This is a genomic window from Ornithinimicrobium sp. (assembly GCF_030537745.1).
Classification (GTDB): Bacteria; Actinomycetota; Actinomycetes; order Actinomycetales; family Dermatophilaceae; genus Ornithinicoccus.
Genome location: NZ_JAUNVI010000006.1, coordinates 29,629 through 47,507 on the forward strand (window position 1 = coordinate 29,629; position 17,879 = coordinate 47,507).

A 17,879-nucleotide genomic window follows, 5' to 3' on the forward strand; every position below is an offset into this window, starting at 1 on the left:
CACCCACCTTGTCGCTGGACCGGACCACGCCGCCAGCGTGGCGAGGCTTGCCTATCTGCGCTGCCTGCGGTGGATCAGCAACGAGGTGCCCAGGACGAGGAGCCCAGCGATCGACAGGGCGGCACCGACGAGCGAGGGCGCGCGATAGCCATAGCCAGCAGTGATGACCAGGCCGCCGAGCCAGGCACCGAGCGCGTTGGCGATGTTGAGCGCGGAGTGGTTCATGGCGGCACCGATCGTCTTGGCATCACCGGCGACGCTCATCAGGCGCAGCTGCAGGGTGACCACCCAGCCCGACCCGGCGACCGCGATGAGACAGACAGTGAGCAGCGCGGGCAGTGCCCACCTCGACGTCTGCCAGAAGGCGAGCAGCGAGACCGCCGACGCGAGGCCGGTCAGGGCCAGCGTCCGCAGGATCGACCAGTCCGAGAGCCGCCCGCCCAGCCAGGTGCCCACGATCGAGGCCAGGCCGTAGGCGAGGAGGAAGACCGGGACCCAGCTCTGGTGCAGACCGGTGACCTCGGTGATGGTGGGGGCGATGTAGGAGTACATCGCGAAGATCCCGCCGAAGCCCACGGCACCGGTGAGCAGAGCTAGCCAGAACTGCACCTCCCCGAAGGCCCTCAGCTCGGTGCGCCAGGACTGATCGCGCTCCCCTGCGAAATGTGGGACCCACATCCGGATCAGCACCACCGTGAGGATCCCGATGACCGCGCAGGCCCAGTAGGCGATCCGCCACCCGAGGATCTGACCCGCCCAGGTGCCTAGGGGGACACCGATCACCATGGCGATCGGGATGCCGAGCATGACGGTGCCGACGGCCCGACCGCCCTGCCCTTTCGGCACCATCCCGACGGCGACGAGCGAGGCCAGGGCAAAGTAGCCGCCGTGCGGCAGCCCCGCGAGGAAACGCGCGCCGATCAGGGTGCCGTAAGTGGGCGCGAGCGCGCTCAGGGCGTTGCCGATCGCGAAGAGGACCATGAGCACGAGCAGCACCCCGCGACGCGGCAGCCGCGCGGCACCGAGCGCGACCAGCGGAGCCCCCACGACGACGCCGACCGCATACGCCGAGATGGTGTGGCCGGCTGCCGGGATGGAGACGACGACGCCGTCCGCGATCTGCGGGAGCAGGCCCATGGTCACGAACTCAGTGATGCCGATGCCGACCCCGCCCATGATGAGGGCGACGAAGGCGAGGGTGCGGGCGCGCGGCGCGAGCTGCAACGCGCCGACGGGCAGAGTCAAACGAGGTGCCTCTTTTCAAAGGTGTGCGAGGGGGGACAGGCCCTCGCGGGGACACCTGCAGATTACGCCGTGGCGAGCGCTAGGCGTTGGGCCCGCCACGCGGCCGGACGAGGGCGAGGAGCGTCGAGTCCGTCTCCGGCACCGTCGTCTCCGTCGACACGACGTGGGCGGTGCCGTCCTTGACGTAGAACATCAGCACAGCGTCGGGTTGACGCTCCCTGAACATCGACAGCGTGTGCTTCTCGGTCAGCTTGGTCTGGCGCACCTGCATCCCCTCGTGGAGCCGCTGCTCCAGCTGTGGGGCCGACAACGGCGGATCGAAAGCCAGCTGCGTCGTGAGCTTGGACGCGGTGCGCTGGGTGTCCTTGACGCCATCTTCCTGGCGCCCCAGGGCGAAGGTGTGCTGGGACCCGAGGGTGCGGGCGAACTCCCGGGCCGCGGTCGAGTTGGTCTCGTCGTCAAAGGTGCTCGCCACGAAGGAGCCGATGCCCGCCAGCTCCATGTCCTCGACCGCATACTCGGACAGGATGTGCGTGCGTTCGATCCGGAGCCCGGCCATCCTGGCCTGCCTCACCTCCCCCGGTGCCAGCGAGACGAGCAGCGTGGGGACGTCGAGCTTGGCCAGCAGGTCCGCTGCCTGCCTGGCCCACGCCGGCGCACCGGCGAAGAGCACTCCGCTGGGGACCGTGGTGGCCAGCCCCAGCCGCTCTGCGAGACGTCCCACCCCTAGCCCGTAGACAGCCACGGTCACCACGATGGTGACGAACACGAGAGGGACCAGGTCGACGGCAGAGTCCAGCAGCGTGCTCAGACGCTCGGCATACGCCTGCAGCGCCAAGGTCTCCTGCGGGCTCTGGCCACCGTGGGACGCGGCGAGGCTCGCCTCGGACGCGGCGCGCTCCAGCTCCAGCGCGAAGATGCTCGCGACCGCGGCCGCGACGATGCCACGAGGGGCCATGAAGGACAGCAGCGTCCGCTCCTGGCGGGTGGCCGAGCTGCCCATCAGCCCGAGCCAGATCGACACGGGACGGACCACGAAGATGAGCAGGGACACGAAGATGAGGGCAGTCGGCGCGATCGCCACGACGCGTTCGGGGCTGACGCGGCCGCCCAAGAGCACGAACAGGACCCCGACGATGAGGACCTGCAGGTCCTCCTTGAACTCCCGGACGTGGGTCAGGTTGAGGCCGGGCCGGTTGGCGAGGTAGATGCCCAGCATCGTCACCGTCAGGAGCCCGCTCTCGGCCTGCAGTTGATTGGAGACGACCAGCGCACCGACGGCGACCGAGAGGAAGATGACGCCGTCGAGGAAATCTGGGATCAGGTGCTTGCGCAGGGCCAGCTCGAGCAGCCCGCCGAAGACGAGGGTCAGAACCGTGGAGACGAGCACGGTCTTGCCGAGCGTGAGGGCCGCGGTCGCGAACGCGCCCTCGGGTGCTCCGACGATGATCGCCTGGAAGACCAGTACCGCCAGGATCGCGCCGATCGGGTCGACCACGATGCCCTCCCACCGCAGCATCGAGGCGACGCGCCGGGTCGGTCGCAGCTGACGCAGGATCGGGGCGATCACGGTCGGCCCGGTCACCACGAGCAGAGCGCCGATGAGCAGCGCGAGCTCCCAGGCGATCCCGGCGACCAGTGCCGCGGAGGTGATGAGCGCCCAAGCGAGCACCACTGTCGCCGTGCAGAGTCGCCATACCGCCTTGCTCAGACCACGAAGGTCGCGGAACCGCAGGGACAGAGCCCCCTCGAAGAGGATGATCCCCACGCACATGTTGACGCCAGCGAAGAGCACCTCCCGGCCCAGCACGTCATCGGGTCGGACCAGCTGTCCGAGGGCGAATCCGGTGAGGAGCAGGAAAAGAATGGAAGGGACCCGCACCCGGTAGGCGAAGAGCTGGCAGATCGCAGCCAGCCCCAGCACGAGCGCGAGGTACGGGGCGGGGGACACGACCGCAAGTGTGCAACAGAAGGGCGGATAGGTCGATTCAGTCGCCGAGACGTTCGAGCAACCCGGCCTCGACGAGGGCGTCCAGGGACCGCTGGGTCATCTCGACGGTGCTGTCCTCCGGTGGCGCACCGAACTCCTCCTCCAGGGCAGCCGCGAGGGCCTCGACGGTGGCCGGCTCGACGGCATGCGCGCGGACCACGGTCCCGAGCGCGGAGATCCGCTGGACCATCCCGTCGAGCAGGACGAGTGACTCCCCGTGGCGGTGCAGCTCGTCATGGCCGGGGACGCTCCGATAGGTCACCACGGCGAAGGCCGTCCGCAGATCTCGTGCGCCAGCGGCCGCAGCTGCGCCACCTCGCCGTACGTTGCCCGGCGGGCTCCCCCGGTGCGCTCGAGCACGTCGGCGAGCCATTGCAGGGGACGCTCGGTCTTCATGAACGCCGAGGACTCCGGCGTCAGCGCGATGACCGCGTCGAGGGTGTCGAGCTCTTCGACGAGCGGCTCCCCCGCGTGCTCGGGATCACGCTCCAGGATGACCAGGCCCGCGATCCACGGCGGCGCAGGTGGCGCCTGCAGCCTCAGCGCACCCGGCGCCTGCTCGTCCTTGACGCCCAGCCAGTCGGTGCGGCGGGTGGACAACGGTTTGAGGTAGGCCGCGATGGTGCCGTCGCGACGGATCCCGAGGGTCTCATCGGTCAGATAGCTCAGCTCCGGGCCGAGGGTCCGGCACAGGGTGGTCTTGCCGGTGTTGCCGGGGGCGACGAAGCCCGCGGCGGCACCCGTGACGGGGTGCGCGAGCGCGGCGGCGTGGAGCATCAGCAGCTCACCCGAACGCGCCCCGATCACGGCGTAGGTCACCGACTGCGTGAGCAGCTGCAACAACCTCGGCAGGTCGGAGTGGTGGACGACGGTCTCCTCCCGGGTCCACGGGGCGGCCTCGTCGCGGTCGGGGGGAAGCAGCGCGGCTTCGACAACGGTGGCGGTGAGGCTGCCCTCGCCCTCCCGCAGCGCGAGGTGCCAACGTTGTGCGATGGCGGCAGCAGTGCCCGCCGCGTCGTGGCCGGTGACGTGCAGGTCGACGTCGGTGTCCAACACGTGCAGGGGCACGATGTGCAGGTCCTGGGTCACGACGCCACCCTAAGTGACCGGACGGTCGCCACAGCCACACCGGATGGTCACCACAGCCACACCGAACGGTCACCGCTGCTTTTCCGGTGGCCCGTCCTCTACTGTCCTCGTCATGGAAGCAGTGGACGGCGACCCCGGGCCGCAGGAGGGCCTGAGCCGTGCCGTCTGGGCCGTGTATGGCGTGGCCCCGGCGGAGTTCGTGTCCGTCCGAAAGGAGTGGGTGACCCGGTTGAAGGCCGCGGGCCACCGGGACGTCGCCAAGGAGATCGGTGCCCTGCGCAAACCGAGCGTGTCGGCGGACGCGATCAATACGCTGGTCCGGGCGGGTGATCCGGTGGTGGGGCTGCTGGTCAACGTCGGGACCCGTCTGCGACACGCCCAAGCGGCTCTCGACGCGGGTGGCATGGCCGCTCTGCGCGAGGAGCGCGATGAGGTGCTCGCCGCGTGGGTCGCAGCTGCCCGCGCCCACTCCCTCAGCGGGAGCCTGACGAGTGGGGTTGAGGCAGAAGTGCGAGACACCGGGGTGGCCGCCCTGGCTGATGCAGCCGCAACGGAAGTCGCGACCAGCGGGAGCCTGACTCGAGCGCTCAGCTACAGCGGGTTCGGAGAGGTCGACGTCGCGGATGCGGTGGCGCGCACCAGCACCGGGGTCGTGCTGACTCGGATCCAGGGTGGTCGTGATGACGCGGAGGATCCAGACTCCCCCGACACCGACCCCATAGAGGAGACGGAGCACCAGGACGAACCGTTGGCAATGCCGGTTGCGGTCCCGGTCGCAGACCCAGACCCAGACTCGGGTTCGGGGGTCTCGGGTTCAGACTCAGACGCGTCCAACACAGAGCGGGTCGCCGAGCTGGAGATGGAGCTCGATGAGTGCGAGAAGGCCGTGGCTGCTGCGCGGGCGGCTCGGCGAGAGGCGGCCGAGGTGGACACGGCTGCCGATCGTGAGGCGACCGTGGCGGCTGAGCAGGTAGCGCAGGCCGAGCGATTGCTCGCTGGCGCCCGAAAGCAACTGGATCGCGCCACCGAAGCCCGCGAGGAGGCGGCCGCCCTACTTGTCGCAGCACAGGAGGACATCGTGACGACCCGCCAGGCTCGCGACGCCGCACGCGCCGCCCTTGAGGAGGCCGAAGACGGCTGAGCATGCGCGTGCGTGATGCGTGCTGCTGATCCGCACGTCAGAGCGGTGCGTGGCGGCGTAACTACTTCGTGTCGACGTGGCGCACGAACTGCCACACCAACGGGAAGGCGACCGCCGCAATGCCGGCCTTGATGAGGCCGGGCACGATAAACGGCGTTACCCCCGCGGCCAGGATCTGGGCGGGGTCGCTCATGCCGAGCACCGCCGCCATCCACGGGACGCCAAAGACGAACGGCACGACCGTAGCGAGGCCGAAGCCGATCATGGCCAGGACGACGTTGCGGTCCCAGGCACGCTCGGCGGCCCACCCGGCCAGGGCCGCAGCGCCGATGAAGCCGAGGATGAAGCCGAACGTCGGGGACAGCAGGTAGGCGGGTCCGGCCAGACCGCCAGCAAAGACCGGAAGGCCAGCCAGGCCAGCCAGCAGGTAGGTCGACAGGGCAGCGGCACCGCGTCGCAGGCCCAGGGCCCCGCCGACAACCATGACGGCCAGGGTCTGTCCGGTGATCGGCACCGGCCACAGCGGGATGGTCACCTGGGCCAGGAGCGCGACGACCACCGTGCCGCTGAGGACGAGCGCGAGATCGGTGAGCACAGAACTGCGCCGCACGAGACGGTCGGCCAGGACTCCTGGTCGGGTGCTAACTGCTGCGGTTGACACTGGGGAGCTCCTCCGGGGATCAGCGAAACAGGGACGCGAGCCGCCCGGTCCAGCAGCCGCCTGCGGCACAGCCTCCCACATCGACAGGGCTCGCGTCGGCCGGTGCCCCGCCGTCTCCGACCTGGACGGACTGGCAGTGGGGTGACCTCACGTCATACCCTGGGGCCGGAGAACGACGCCGGTCTCAGATGACCGGCGTTCGCGTTGTCAGAGCCCCCACGAGGACGGACCCGGTATGAAGATCGCGCTGTTGAACGCAGGTGGTGACTGCCCGGGCCTCAACGCGGTCATCCGAGGAGTGGTCCTGAAGGGCGACCGCATCTACGAGCACGAGTTCGTCGGCGTGCGCGACGGCTTCCGGGGGCTGGTGGATGACCTCATCGTCCCGCTGCCGCGCCAGAAGGTCCGCGGACTCTCCAGGGTGGGCGGCACCATCTTGGGCACCTCCCGAGTCAGTCCCTTCGTCCACGGCGGCCAGGACACCACGCGCGTCAGGGAGATCCTCGACCAGCATGAGATCGACGCGCTGATCGCCATTGGCGGCGAGGGCACGTTGACCGTGGCCCGCATGTTTCACGACGACGGCATCCACGTCGTCGGGGTGCCGAAGACGATCGACAACGACCTCAGCGCGACCGACCGGACGTTCGGTTTTGACACTGCTGTCTCCATCGCGACGGAGTCGATTGACCGGCTGCGGACGACCGGTGAGGCGCATGGGCGCTGCATGGTCGTGGAAGTCATGGGCCGACACGTCGGCTGGATCGCGCTGCACGCCGGCATTGCCAGCGGCGCGCACGCGATCCTCATCCCTGAGGTCCCGGTGACGCGGGAGCAGGTATGCAGCTGGGTGCAGCAGGCGAAGGATCGTGGCCGTGCACCGACGGTCGTCGTCGCCGAGGGCTTCACCTTTGCCGGGGACGATCAGGTCGAGAGCGACCGGGTGGACGGTTTCGGTCGCCCCCTCCTGGGCGGCATTGGGGAACAAGTCACCCGGATGGTCGAGGAGCGCACCGGCATCGAGGCCCGCAACACGACCCTCGGCCACCTGCAGCGGGGCGGCGTGCCCAGCTCCTACGACCGGGTGCTCGCGACGCGCTTCGGGACCGCGGCCATCGACGCGGTGAGCAACAGTCTCTGGGGCACGATGGTCGCGTTGCACGGCATCGACATCGTCAACGTCAACCTGTCCGACGCGACCAGCCATCTCAAGTGCGTCCCGCGCGACCAGTGGGATGAGGCCGCGATCCTCTTCGGCTGACCGGGACGACCGTCCGGAGTGGCAGGAACGACCGTCTGGTCCGGCAACGGCGACCGTCCGGTGGGAAAGGGTGGGGTGACGTGGCGTCGGGGCGACCGGGGCAGCCCTAGGATCGGGAGGTATGACGCTCCTCACCGATGCCGCTTCCCACCTCTTCGATCTCGTAGAGTTGCGGCGCGCGCTGCACCAGATCCCCGAGGTCGGACTGGACCTGCCGCAGACTCAGCAGCTCGTGCTGAACGCCCTGGAGGGGCTGCCGCTGGAGATCACGACGGGCACCGCGACCACCTCCATCGTGGCGGTGCTGCGTGGGGGCCGCCCCGGCCCGACGGTCCTGCTCCGCGGCGACATGGACGCGCTGCCGGTGAGGGAGGCGACCGATCTGCCCTACGCTTCCGCGAACGGCGCGATGCACGCCTGCGGGCATGACCTGCACGTCGCCGGCCTGGTCGGTGCGGCACGGTTGCTGTCCGCACGAAGGGAAGAGCTGGCCGGCAACGTCCTGTTCATGTTCCAGCCGGGCGAGGAAGGCTACGGCGGCGCCAAGGTGATGCTCGAGGAGGGACTGCTCGAGGCCTCCGGCGACTTGCCGATCGCGGCCTACGGCATCCACGTCTCTCCCGGGGAGCACGGCGTCTTCTGGCAGCGATCAGGGCCAGCGCTGGCCGGATCCAACACGCTGCACATCACCGTCACGGGCAAGGGCGGTCACGGCTCCCAGCCGCACACCGCGATCGATCCCGTCGCCGCCCTCGTCGCCATCGCGGCCGACCTGCAGACAATGGTCACCCGTCGCTTCAGCGTCTTCGACCCGGTCGTGCTCACGATCACCCAGCTCTCCGGCGGCGAAGCCATCAACGTCATCCCCGACACCGCAGCTCTGGGCGCGACCGTGCGGACCCTGTCGGCGCAGAGCGTGGAGACGATGCGGCAGGAGACCGCTCGCCTCGCCGAGGGGATCGCGGCGGCGCACGGCTGCACGGCGGCCGTGGACTTTCAGGTGCAGTATCCCGTCACGATCAACGACCCCGACGAGTCAGCCTGGGTGCTGGAGGAGCTGCGCGGCGTCTTCGGCACCGAGCGCGTCGAGGATCGGCCCGACCCGCTCATGGGCTCGGAGGACTTCTCCTACGTGCTCCAGGAAGTGCCGGGCACCTTCTTCTTCCTACAGTGCACCCCACCTGAGCTCGACCCCACGACCGTCTCCTGGAACCACTCGGCCGAGGTCCTCTTCGACGACGCCGTGCTCGCCGACCAGGCCGCAGCTCTCGCGCACCTGGCCATCGCCCGGCTCGAGCATGCCGAGATGAGTCAGGCAGACGCGTGAGCGACGGAGCCGTCGGTCACGACGCCGTCCGCGGCGGGCCACCCACGACGGGGGCCGTGCACGACCTACCGGATCTGCCCACCGCCGACGACGTCGATGCCGCCGCCGTCCGCATCAGCGGTCGGGTGACCCGCACGCCGCTGCAGTCCAGCACCCGCCTCTCGGAGGCCACCGGAGCCCGGGTCTGGCTCAAGCGGGAGGATCTGCAGCCGGTCCGTTCCTACAAGGGTCGCGGCGCCGCCAACCTCATCGCCCAGCTCGACAGCGAGCAGGTGTGGGCAGGCGTCGTGTGTGCCAGCGCCGGCAACCATGCCCAGGGCGTGGCGCACGCCTGCTCGACGCTCGGTGTCAACGCGCGGATCTACCTGCCCGGCAACACCCCGCGTCAGAAGCGGGACCGGGTGGCGCAACTCGGTGGCGACTGGGTGGAGATCATCATCGGAGGCCGGACGTATGACGAGGCCGCGGCGGCTGCGGCGCAGGACGCCGGTCGCACGGGCGCCACGTTGGTGCCGGCCTTCGACCATCCGCACACGATCGCCGGGCAGGGCACGATCGCCCGCGAGATCGTCGAGGACCTGCCGGCCCCACCGGACGTCCTCGTCGTGCCGGTCGGGGGTGGCGGGCTGCTGTCCGGCGCCCTGACCTGGCTGTCCGAGCGCCACCCGCAGGTGCGGGTCGTCGGCGTCGAACCGGCCGGTGCCGCCTGCATGATCGAGGCCACCTGGAAGGGTGGACCGACGACGCTGCCGGAGATCGACCGGTTCATCGACGGGGCGGCCGTGCAGCGCGCGGGCGACTGGACCTATCGCGTCGTCGCCGCGCACTCGCCAGAGCTGGTCGCGGTCCCCGAAGGGCGGGTCTGCACCGAGATGATCGCGCTCTATCAGACCGAGGGCATCATTGCCGAGCCCGCCGGCGCGCTGGCCTCCTCCGCCTTGGACTCCCTAGGCATCGAGGCCGGGCAGACGGTGGTCGCCGTGATCTCCGGCGGCAACAATGACCTGCTCAGGTATGCCGAGGTGATGGAACGCTCCCTCATCCACGAGGGGCGCAAGCATTACTTCCTCGTCGACTTCCCGCAGGAGCCGGGGATGCTGCGCCAGTTCCTCGCCGACGTGCTCGGGCCGGACGACGACATCGCGTTGTTCGAATACGTCAAGCGCAACAACCGTGAGACGGGCCCCGCTCTGGTCGGCATCGAGTTGGGCTCCAAGGACGACCTGGGGCCGTTGCTGCAGCGGATGGATGCGTCTTCGATCGAGGTCGAGCCGATCCCCCACGACAGCCCGCTCTTCCGCTTCATCCTCTGAGCGTCCGCCCTCAAAGCGCCTCCACCCTTTCGGGACGATGACTGCCGCCTGCGCCGACGACCGAGCGCGGCCACCAGAACCTCTCGCCGAGCACGCGGACGATCGCCGGGACGAGCACGGTCCGCACGATCAGGGTGTCGAGCAGGACCCCGATGCAGATGACCACGCCGATCTGGGCGAGGACGACCAACGGGAGCACCCCGAGCACCGCAAAGACCGCGGCGAGCAGGATGCCGGCGCTGGTGATGACCCCGCCGGTGGCACCCAGGGCCCGCAGGACACCCTCCTTGGTGCCGTGGTCGCGCGCCTCCTCCAGGGTCCGGGTGATCAGGAAGATGTTGTAGTCGATCCCCAGGGCGACGAGGAAGAGGAAGGCGAGCAACGGCATGCTCGCATCGATCGCGGCGAAGCCGAAGATGCCCGTGAACAACCACCACGACACCCCCAGCGCAGCCGCAAACGTGCCGACCACGGTCGCCACCAGGATCACCGGGGCGAGCACCGACCGCAGGATGAGCATCAGCGCTCCGGCGACCAGCACCAGGATCAGCGGCATGATCACCCACCGGTCGCGGGAGCTGGCGTCGTCAGCGTCGATCATGCTCGCCTCGCCACCGGTGACATAGACGTCGGCGAGGTTGTGAGCGGCGGCTGCGCTGGCGACCTCCTGACGCAACGCCTCGACCGTGACGACGGACCCGCGCGTCCCGCTCTCGGAGTCGATGACCACCTGCACCTGGCCGATCCCCTCGACCGGGTCCACCGCGGTGGCCCGCGAGACCCCCTCGACCGTGGTGGCCGCGTCCGCGAGCGATGTCACCTGCCCCGCATCGTCGGTGCGAGCCACCACCAGGATCGGGTCGGACGTGCCGGCCGGGAAGGACTCGCCGAGACGTTGCGCCGCGGTGATGGCTTCAGGCGTCTCCAGGAACTGGTCCGCGGGAGCCAGCCCGGCACGCATCTGCGTCAGCCCCGCTCCCATCACCACCAAGACGGCAAGGACACCGACGATGTATGCGGCGGGAGCCTTGGCGACGGCGTCACCGACGCGGCGCCACAGGGAACGGTGGTCGGCCAGGCCCTCCTGCCCTACCCGCGGCACGCGCGGCCAGAACACCCACCGGCCGACCAGGACGAGCACGGCTGGCAGGACCCCGAGGACCGCGAGCGCAGCGATCACGATGCCCACCGCGCACGCGAGCCCTAGCCCTCGGGTCGTCGGGAATGCCGACAGGAGCAGGCACAGGACGCCGATCACGACGGTGCTGGCACTGGCGACCACAGCCTCCGCGGTCCGTGGCAGCGCGACGGCCATCGCGTCAGCGCGTGACTCATGGCGGCGCAGCTCGTCGCGGTAGCGGGAGATCAGGAGCAGCGCGTAGTTGGTGCCGGCGCCGAAGACCAGCACCGACAGGATGCCGATCGTCGACTCGTCCCACGGGACGCCCGTGGCACGCAGCACATGGGTGGCCGCCACCGACGCGACCTGGTCGGCGACCCCGATCACCGACAGCGGCAGGAGCCACAGGACGGGGCTGCGATAGGTAACGATCAGCAGCAGCGCAACGATGCTCGCGGTGGTGACCAGGAGGGTGATGTTGGCGCCGTCGAAGACCGCAGCGAGGTCGGCCTGGATCGCCGCCGGCCCGGTCACCTGTGCGGTGATCCCGTCCGGGACAGCAGCATCGAGGGCGGCGCGCAGGCCACTCACCTGCTCGGCGGCGGCGGTCGCGGTCGGCGCATCAAGGGTCAGGACCGTAAAGGCAGCCGTCCCATCCTTCGCCGGGATGACAGGCGCGCCCCCAGGCGGTCCGCCTGCCCCCTGCGCGGGGGCAGCGCCCGGCGGCACCGGCGCTCCATACGTGGCCTGCACGCCCGCCACGACCTCGGCGAGCGCAGGGAGGGCGGCCTTGATGTCTTCGGTGTCCGTGGTGAAGAGGATGAGCGCGGTCGAGGTGCCCTCGTCGGGAAGCTGGTCGAGCAGCTCCTGCCCGACCGTGCTGTCGTAGCCGACGGGCAGGGCGTCCAGAGCGGTCCCGTCCCGCTGCGCCTGACCGATCCCGCCCAGCGCTACCGCCGCGACGAGCAACGCGGCCACGAGCACGGCCCAGGCGCTGCGCCGACCGATGATGAAGTTCACAAATCTGGACACCGGTGGTGACCTCCGTCGTATGCTGACCCTGTAGGTCACGAGATTGCTAATTAAGTGAGATACTTTAGATGGAAAATAACACGTCTCCGGTCCGCGCGCACGATCGGCGTGCCGCCGATCAGACTGCGGGCGAGTGGGTGGAAAACTGGGACCGCAGCTCGACGCTGGACAGCCTGCGCCTGCTGCTGGCCACCAGCGCGCGCGCCACCCCAGCCCTGGCCCGCAAGGCGCAGCTCACCCACACCGAGATGGCCGTCCTCGAGCACGTCATGGAGCACCCCAGCGGTCCTAGCGAGCTGGCCCAGCGCCTCGGGGTGACGTCGGCAGCAGCCAGCGGGATCATCGATCGGCTCGAGGCTCGCGGACATGCCGAGCGCCAGCCACACCCGACAGACCGGCGACGCACCGTGGTGGCCGCCACTGCCAGCGGCCGGGACGAGCTTCTGGGCCACCTGATGCCGATGTTCGTCGAGCTGGCCAGTATCGACGCCGCGCTGGACGAGGCGGAGAGGCGGGTCGTGCTGCGTTTTCTGCAGGACGCCCAGCGGGCGGTCTCGCGGCTGCTCTGAGTGCGGGACTGCGTGGCTGATCTGTGGCTACGTAGACTGACGTCATGACCCACGACCACCCCCGACGTCCCGGAACCCAGCTCAGCGCTGTCGCGATCACGATCTCTGACCGCAGTTCCGACGGCCGCCGCTGCGATGAATCCGGCAGGATCCTCGCAGAATCGCTGACGTCCTTGGGGTATGACGTCCACGGGCCGGTGGTCGTGCCAGACGGGGTCGAATCGGTCGCGGCCGCACTGCGGGAGGCCATCCAGGCAAGGCACCGGCTCGTCGTGTCCACCGGCGGCACCGGCATGGGCCCGCGCGACCTCACGCCGGAAGGCACCCGACAGGTCCTGACCCGGGAGAACCCTGGCCTGGCGGAATTATTGCGCCGCGAAGGCTGCGCACACACCCCCTACGCGGCCGTGAGCCGTGGCCTGGTCGGCGTGGCGGACTGGCCCGACGACCATGGCGTGGGGGGCACCCTCATCATCAACCTGCCAGGCCGTCCTTCGGCGGTCCAGGAAGGAATCGACGTGCTCGGACCGTTACTGCCACACGTGCTTGACCAGGTGTCCGGAGGTGACCACTGATATGACGACCCAACGGGTCACGATCGGCCCACCGCCGACCACCCAGCACTCAACTGGCGCTTCTCCTCCCGACGTCGAGACCGGCCCCGTGCCTGCGCGGGGGCCGCTCGTCGACAAGTACGGCCGCGTCCACCGCGACCTGCGTCTGTCCGTGACGGACCGCTGCTCGCTGCGCTGCACCTACTGCATGCCCGAGGCGGGCGTGCCCTGGCTGGCCCGCGACACCATGATGACCACGCCGGAGATGCTGCGGCTGGCCCGGATCGCCGTCTCCCTCGGGATCGACGAGATCCGTCTCACCGGTGGCGAGCCGTTGCTGCGCCGGGACCTGGTCGACGTCGTCGCCGGGCTGGCCGCGATCGACCCCGCTCCCGAGATCTCCATGACGACCAACGGTGTCGGACTCGCCAAGGTCGCCGGCGCGCTGGTCGAGGCCGGACTGACCCGGGTCAACGTCAGCATCGACACCCTCAAGCGCGAGACCTTCATCGAGCTGTCCAAGCGGGACCGCCTCAAGGACACCCTCGCCGGCATCGAGGCAGCAGCGGAGGCCGGCCTGGCGCCGATCAAGCTCAACACGGTGCTGATGCGTGGGATCAACGACGTCGAGGCGACCGACCTGTTGGGCTTCGCCCTCGAGCACGACTATCAGCTGCGCTTCATCGAGCAGATGCCGCTGGACGCCCAGCACCAGTGGGACCGTAGCCAGATGATCACCGGCGCCGAGATCATGGCGCGGCTGCAGACCGTCTACGAGCTGACCCCGATGCCCGACGACACCAGGGGCAGCGCGCCGGCCGAGCTCTTCCTGGTCGACGGCGGACCAGCCACGGTCGGAGTCATCGCCTCGGTCACGATGCCGTTCTGCGGCACCTGCGACCGGGTGCGGCTGACGGCTGACGGTCAGGTCCGCAACTGCCTCTTCGCCACCGGCGAGACCAACCTGCGTGACCCTCTGCGAGCGGGTGCCTCAGACGATGAACTCGCGGCACTCTTCTGCGCGTCGATCGGCGCCAAACTGCCCGGGCACGGCATTAACGAGCCGGGCTTCCTGCAGCCGCCACGTCCGATGAGCGCCATCGGCGGCTGACGCCGCGCCCTTTGTCGCCGAGACTGCGGCGATCCGTTGGGCCTCTGATCGCCGGCTCAGCCGCCGGCAAAGGGTGGCAGCACGTCCAAGACCGCGTCGCTGGGCAGTGACACGCCCCGATCGCGGACATACTGCCCCTCGTGCAGGACCGAGCTGCGCTCCAGGACGCTGGCGAGCTCGCGACCGTGCCGCTGCACGATCTCGTCCAGTAGAGCCCCGAGGTCGTCGGCTTGGACGTGCTCGATGGTGGTGCCCGCAGCCTCGGCGGCGGCGGCGAAGTACCTGACCGTTGCCATGGCCTCAGTCTCTCAGATCTGGATCAGGCCGGGCGAGGCGCTCCTCCCACACCCGCACGTCCTCCCAGGTGTCGACGTCGCCCAGATCGTTCTGGTCCGTGGTGACCGTCAGCCAGGCGAGGTCTGAGACGAGGGTGCGGACGCTGGCGCCGTGCACCGTCGGCAGCGACGTGAGCGCGGCCTGGAGACGGTCCCGCCGATAGAGGCCCAGCAGCCACTGCCGGTGGTTGGACGCGTCGACGTGACTCACCGCGTCGATACTCTCGGGCACCACGGCCAGTTGGTCACGCAGCGTGGCCAGAGCTCTGGCCGCGGAGGGCTGGTCGACGGCGATCACCGCGACCCACTCCGGCACGCTCTGCCGGTCGGTGGCGTCGAGGGCTTCCAGCCCTGCCGCGATCCCCGCCACCGGGCCACCGTCCGGCGGCTCCTCCACCGTGACCAAGATGCCGTCCGGCACGAGGGTCTGGCCGACGACCACGACCTGACCACCGAGGGGCTCGGCGCCGTCCGGGCCAACCCCGCCGAGGATGCGGCTGAGCAGGCTGGTGCCACCGACGAGAAGGGCAGCCTTGTCGGCGCCCCCGAGCCGCTCGCCACGTCCGCCCGCCAGGATGAGCAGGTCGACAGGGTGGTCGGGGCGCTGGTTCATGGGATTCGTGGCGGCTTTCCGTGGCAGGTGGGCTGGTGAGAGCAAGTCGGCCCGAGGGCATCAGTAGGTCGGCAGACTCGAGTCCACACGCTCGATCCAGGCCAGCATCCCACCGGTCATCACCCGCACGTCGGGGTGGCCGATCTTGACCAGGTGCACCGCCGCACGATTGGCCCGGGGGCCCGACTTGCAGTAGACGATGACCGGCCCACCGGGAAGGTGTCCATCGACCTCGTCCCAGCTGAGCACCTCGCCCACGGGCACGGTCAGGGCACCCGGCACCGTGCCGAGCGCATGCTCCCCCGGCTCACGCACATCAAGCAGCACGATCGGCGACGGCGAGGACGTCTCGCGCCCAAGGTCTCGCACTTCCTCGACTGAGATCTCCTCCAGCGGGATCAGCTCACGGACCGGCTCGCGCTCGATCTGCACCAGATCAGCCCCGACCGGGCGCAACGGCACCTCGCGGATGCGCTGGGTGAGGGCGTCGACCAACAGCACTCGACCGACGAGCGGCTCACCGAAGCCACAGATCAGTTTGACCGCCTCCGCCGCCATGATGGACCCGACCTGTCCCACGAGAGCGCCGAGCACCCCCGCCTCCGCGCAGGAGGGGACGTCCTCTGCTCGCGGCGGCACCGGGAAGAGGTCGCGCAGGCTCACCGCGTCGGCAACCCCCGGCACGAACGTCGACAGCTGCGCATCAAAACGCAGCACCGCCGCCCACACCACGGGGACCCCGAGCTCGACCGAGGCGTCGGACACGGCATACCTAGTCGGGAAGTTGTCCGCACCGTCGAGGATGACGTGGTGCCCACCGAGCAGCTCGACCGCGTTGTCCGGCGTGATGCGGGTATGACGCACCGCGACGGAGACGTCGGGGTTCAGCGCAGCGACGTAGCCGGCGGCCGAGTCGACCTTCGGCTCGCCGATCGAAGCAGTCGTGTGCATCACCTGACGCTGCAGGTTGGTGGCATCCACGCGATCGTCATCGATGATCGTCAGGTGCCCCACGCCAGCCGCTGCCAGGTAGGCGACGATCGGGCTGCCCAGCCCACCGGCGCCCACGACCGCGACCCGTGCCGCGAGCAACCGGCGCTGGGCCTCCAGGCCCATCCCGGGCACGAGGAGGTGCCGGGAGTAGCGGGAGACCTGAGCCGAGGTCAGCGCTGGTCCAGGCTCGACCAGCGGGGACAGGTGCGGGGTCACAGGGCCGACAGTACGTGAGCGGTTGGGGAGCCGGGTCGGGCGCTCAGACCGGCAGGGAGACGGCCAGGACGCACAGGCTGTCGGTGAGCGCACGGACCTCGTGCCGCTCCTGCGGGATCATCACGGCCGACCCCGGACGCAGGCTCCAGGACCGGTCCCCCGCCACGAGGACAGCCTGTCCGGAGAGGCACTGCAGAGACGCCGGGCCGGGGGCGTCGTGGTCGGGCAGCCCACCACCTGCTGGCATGGCGAGCAGGATCAGCATCTGGCCGGACTGTCGGACCACGGCGCGGACCGCGCGGCCGGTGACGCCGGCTCGCGCCTTGGTCATCAGCTCCTCGCCCACGGCGAGCAGGTCGACGATGTCCTCCTCGGTGCTCGGGCTCAGACCCAGGTCCACCCTCGCCGCGGCCCGGTCTCGCTGGGCAGCCTCGCCCCCCGTCGCCGGGGCGCCCTGCTCCTGCTCCTTGGCCAGCAGGGTCGCGAACGGGTCTTCGAGCGACGTCATGGGCGTTCCTTGGTGGGTTCGGTAGGGCTGGTGGTTTCCGTGTGGGCGGGAGCGGCCAAGGGCGGGTCGGCCGCTGCGTCCACACCGCGGAGCAGGATCTGGGCACGGCAGGTGTCGGGCCCGACGAACGGTTGAAGGCTGACCCGGGCGCCGGCCTCCCCGACGGCCTCCAGTGCGCCGTGAAGCAGGCCACGATGCATCCCGCACACGACGTCGGGGTGCGTGTGAGCCAGCTCGAGGAAGGGGCAACCACGCAGGGTCATGTCCACCACACCGTCGTCGCCGACCGTGGTGTCCGGCGTGTAACCCCATTCGGAAAGGAGCTCGACGACCTGGCCGACCTTGCCCTGCGCCGACTGGTCGTGCAGCCGTGGCGGGGCCTGCTGGGCCCGCCGCGCGACCCACCGGATGCCCGCCTCCTCCGGCGTGAGCGGGTCCGCTTCGTCGGCCGACAGTGCGGAGGCGAGCACACCGGCCAGCATCGTGAACGGCTCCCGCCCGGACGGCCCCGTCGCACTCTCTCCCAGGGACCGCTCCCGGAGCACATAACACTTGCTGGGTCGCCCGACGCCGCCGCTGCGCGCGAAGTAGAAGTCCAGCACCCCCGCCGCGACCAACTGGTCGACGTGAAAACGGATCGTCGTGGAGTGCAGAGACAACTTCCGACCCAGCTCGAGTGCCGTCAGACCGACGTTGCGCTCGGTCGGTGGCAGCGCCGCCAGCTCCTCGACCACAGCTCGACGGACCGGCGAGTGCAGCAACCCCGCAACCCCAGGGGACCTGTCCACCCGATCAGCTGCG

The 17,879-nt window shown here is 69.9% G+C and carries 18 protein-coding genes; 7 read left to right on the plus strand and 11 right to left on the minus strand.

Annotation, left to right across the window (positions count from 1 at the left end):
• Positions 1 to 51: 51 nt before the first annotated feature.
• From Q4P07_RS02510 to Q4P07_RS02525, 4 genes are all read right to left on the minus strand, one after another.
• Positions 52 to 1,245 carry an MFS transporter gene (locus Q4P07_RS02510; protein ID WP_303373314.1) on the minus strand — a complete coding sequence of 398 codons (1,194 nt, stop codon included), beginning with the start codon at positions 1,243 to 1,245 and terminating at the stop codon, positions 52 to 54.
• A gap of 79 nt (positions 1,246 to 1,324) precedes the next feature.
• Positions 1,325 to 3,196, minus strand: coding sequence for a sodium:proton antiporter (locus tag Q4P07_RS02515; protein WP_303373315.1), 1,872 nt, complete (start codon positions 3,194 to 3,196; stop codon positions 1,325 to 1,327).
• A gap of 37 nt (positions 3,197 to 3,233) precedes the next feature.
• A complete protein-coding gene (locus Q4P07_RS02520; RefSeq protein ID WP_303373316.1) occupies positions 3,234 to 3,497 on the minus strand; it encodes a hypothetical protein in 264 nt (87 codons plus the stop codon).
• The gene (locus tag Q4P07_RS02525) at positions 3,494 to 4,324 is read right to left on the minus strand and encodes a hypothetical protein (RefSeq protein WP_303373317.1); all 831 of its coding nucleotides are present in this window, start codon (positions 4,322 to 4,324) and stop codon (positions 3,494 to 3,496) included. The genes Q4P07_RS02520 and Q4P07_RS02525 overlap by 4 nt, the downstream gene beginning before the upstream one ends.
• Positions 4,325 to 4,436: 112 nt before the next feature.
• Here Q4P07_RS02525 and Q4P07_RS02530 point away from each other — a divergent pair, with 112 nt between their 5' ends.
• Positions 4,437 to 5,465, plus strand: a complete 1,029-nt coding sequence (locus Q4P07_RS02530) for a hypothetical protein (protein ID WP_303373318.1) — start codon at positions 4,437 to 4,439, stop codon at positions 5,463 to 5,465.
• Between the two features lie 61 nt (positions 5,466 to 5,526).
• Here Q4P07_RS02530 and Q4P07_RS02535 read toward each other — a convergent pair whose 3' ends face one another.
• Positions 5,527 to 6,126 carry a biotin transporter BioY gene (locus Q4P07_RS02535; RefSeq protein ID WP_303373319.1) on the minus strand — a complete coding sequence of 200 codons (600 nt, stop codon included), beginning with the start codon at positions 6,124 to 6,126 and terminating at the stop codon, positions 5,527 to 5,529.
• 235 nt (positions 6,127 to 6,361) lie between these two features.
• On the opposite strand from Q4P07_RS02535, the gene Q4P07_RS02540 reads away from it, so the two are divergent.
• The 3 genes from Q4P07_RS02540 to ilvA all read left to right on the plus strand — a co-directional run bounded on the left by Q4P07_RS02540 (position 6,362) and on the right by ilvA (position 10,027).
• Positions 6,362 to 7,387 carry a 6-phosphofructokinase gene (locus Q4P07_RS02540; RefSeq protein ID WP_303373320.1) on the plus strand — a complete coding sequence of 342 codons (1,026 nt, stop codon included), beginning with the start codon at positions 6,362 to 6,364 and terminating at the stop codon, positions 7,385 to 7,387.
• Positions 7,388 to 7,508: 121 nt separating this feature from the next.
• A complete protein-coding gene (locus Q4P07_RS02545) occupies positions 7,509 to 8,714 on the plus strand; it encodes a M20 family metallopeptidase (protein WP_303373321.1) in 1,206 nt (401 codons plus the stop codon).
• A 56-nt stretch (positions 8,715 to 8,770) separates the two neighbouring features.
• A complete protein-coding gene (gene ilvA / locus Q4P07_RS02550) occupies positions 8,771 to 10,027 on the plus strand; it encodes a threonine ammonia-lyase IlvA (protein WP_303373362.1) in 1,257 nt (418 codons plus the stop codon).
• Between the two features lie 10 nt (positions 10,028 to 10,037).
• Here ilvA and Q4P07_RS02555 read toward each other — a convergent pair whose 3' ends face one another.
• Positions 10,038 to 12,179 carry an MMPL family transporter gene (locus Q4P07_RS02555; protein ID WP_303373322.1) on the minus strand — a complete coding sequence of 714 codons (2,142 nt, stop codon included), beginning with the start codon at positions 12,177 to 12,179 and terminating at the stop codon, positions 10,038 to 10,040.
• A gap of 68 nt (positions 12,180 to 12,247) precedes the next feature.
• On the opposite strand from Q4P07_RS02555, the gene Q4P07_RS02560 reads away from it, so the two are divergent.
• From Q4P07_RS02560 to moaA, 3 genes are read left to right on the plus strand one after another with little or no spacing between them, the layout of a single operon-like run.
• Entirely contained in the window at positions 12,248 to 12,748 is a 501-nt protein-coding gene (locus tag Q4P07_RS02560) for a MarR family winged helix-turn-helix transcriptional regulator (RefSeq protein WP_303373323.1), read from the plus strand.
• A gap of 44 nt (positions 12,749 to 12,792) precedes the next feature.
• A complete protein-coding gene (locus Q4P07_RS02565; RefSeq protein WP_303373324.1) occupies positions 12,793 to 13,323 on the plus strand; it encodes a molybdenum cofactor biosynthesis protein B in 531 nt (176 codons plus the stop codon).
• Positions 13,313 to 14,413, plus strand: a complete 1,101-nt coding sequence (gene moaA, locus Q4P07_RS02570) for a GTP 3',8-cyclase MoaA (protein ID WP_303373325.1) — start codon at positions 13,313 to 13,315, stop codon at positions 14,411 to 14,413. Before Q4P07_RS02565 ends, moaA begins: the two co-directional genes overlap by 11 nt.
• Positions 14,414 to 14,469: 56 nt before the next feature.
• Here moaA and Q4P07_RS02575 read toward each other — a convergent pair whose 3' ends face one another.
• The 5 genes from Q4P07_RS02575 to Q4P07_RS02595 all read right to left on the minus strand — a co-directional run.
• Complete coding sequence (locus tag Q4P07_RS02575; RefSeq protein WP_303373326.1) at positions 14,470 to 14,709, minus strand: MoaD/ThiS family protein; 240 nt, start codon at positions 14,707 to 14,709, stop codon at positions 14,470 to 14,472.
• A gap of 4 nt (positions 14,710 to 14,713) precedes the next feature.
• Positions 14,714 to 15,361, minus strand: coding sequence for a molybdenum cofactor guanylyltransferase (locus tag Q4P07_RS02580; protein ID WP_303373327.1), 648 nt, complete (start codon positions 15,359 to 15,361; stop codon positions 14,714 to 14,716).
• Positions 15,362 to 15,421: 60 nt separating this feature from the next.
• Entirely contained in the window at positions 15,422 to 16,570 is a 1,149-nt protein-coding gene (locus Q4P07_RS02585; RefSeq protein WP_303373328.1) for a ThiF family adenylyltransferase, read from the minus strand.
• A gap of 43 nt (positions 16,571 to 16,613) precedes the next feature.
• Complete coding sequence (locus tag Q4P07_RS02590) at positions 16,614 to 17,078, minus strand: hypothetical protein (RefSeq protein WP_303373329.1); 465 nt, start codon at positions 17,076 to 17,078, stop codon at positions 16,614 to 16,616.
• Positions 17,075 to 17,879: metalloregulator ArsR/SmtB family transcription factor (locus Q4P07_RS02595; RefSeq protein ID WP_303373330.1), on the minus strand; the 805-nt coding region annotated here is incomplete at its 5' end. The genes Q4P07_RS02595 and Q4P07_RS02590, both read right to left, overlap by 4 nt.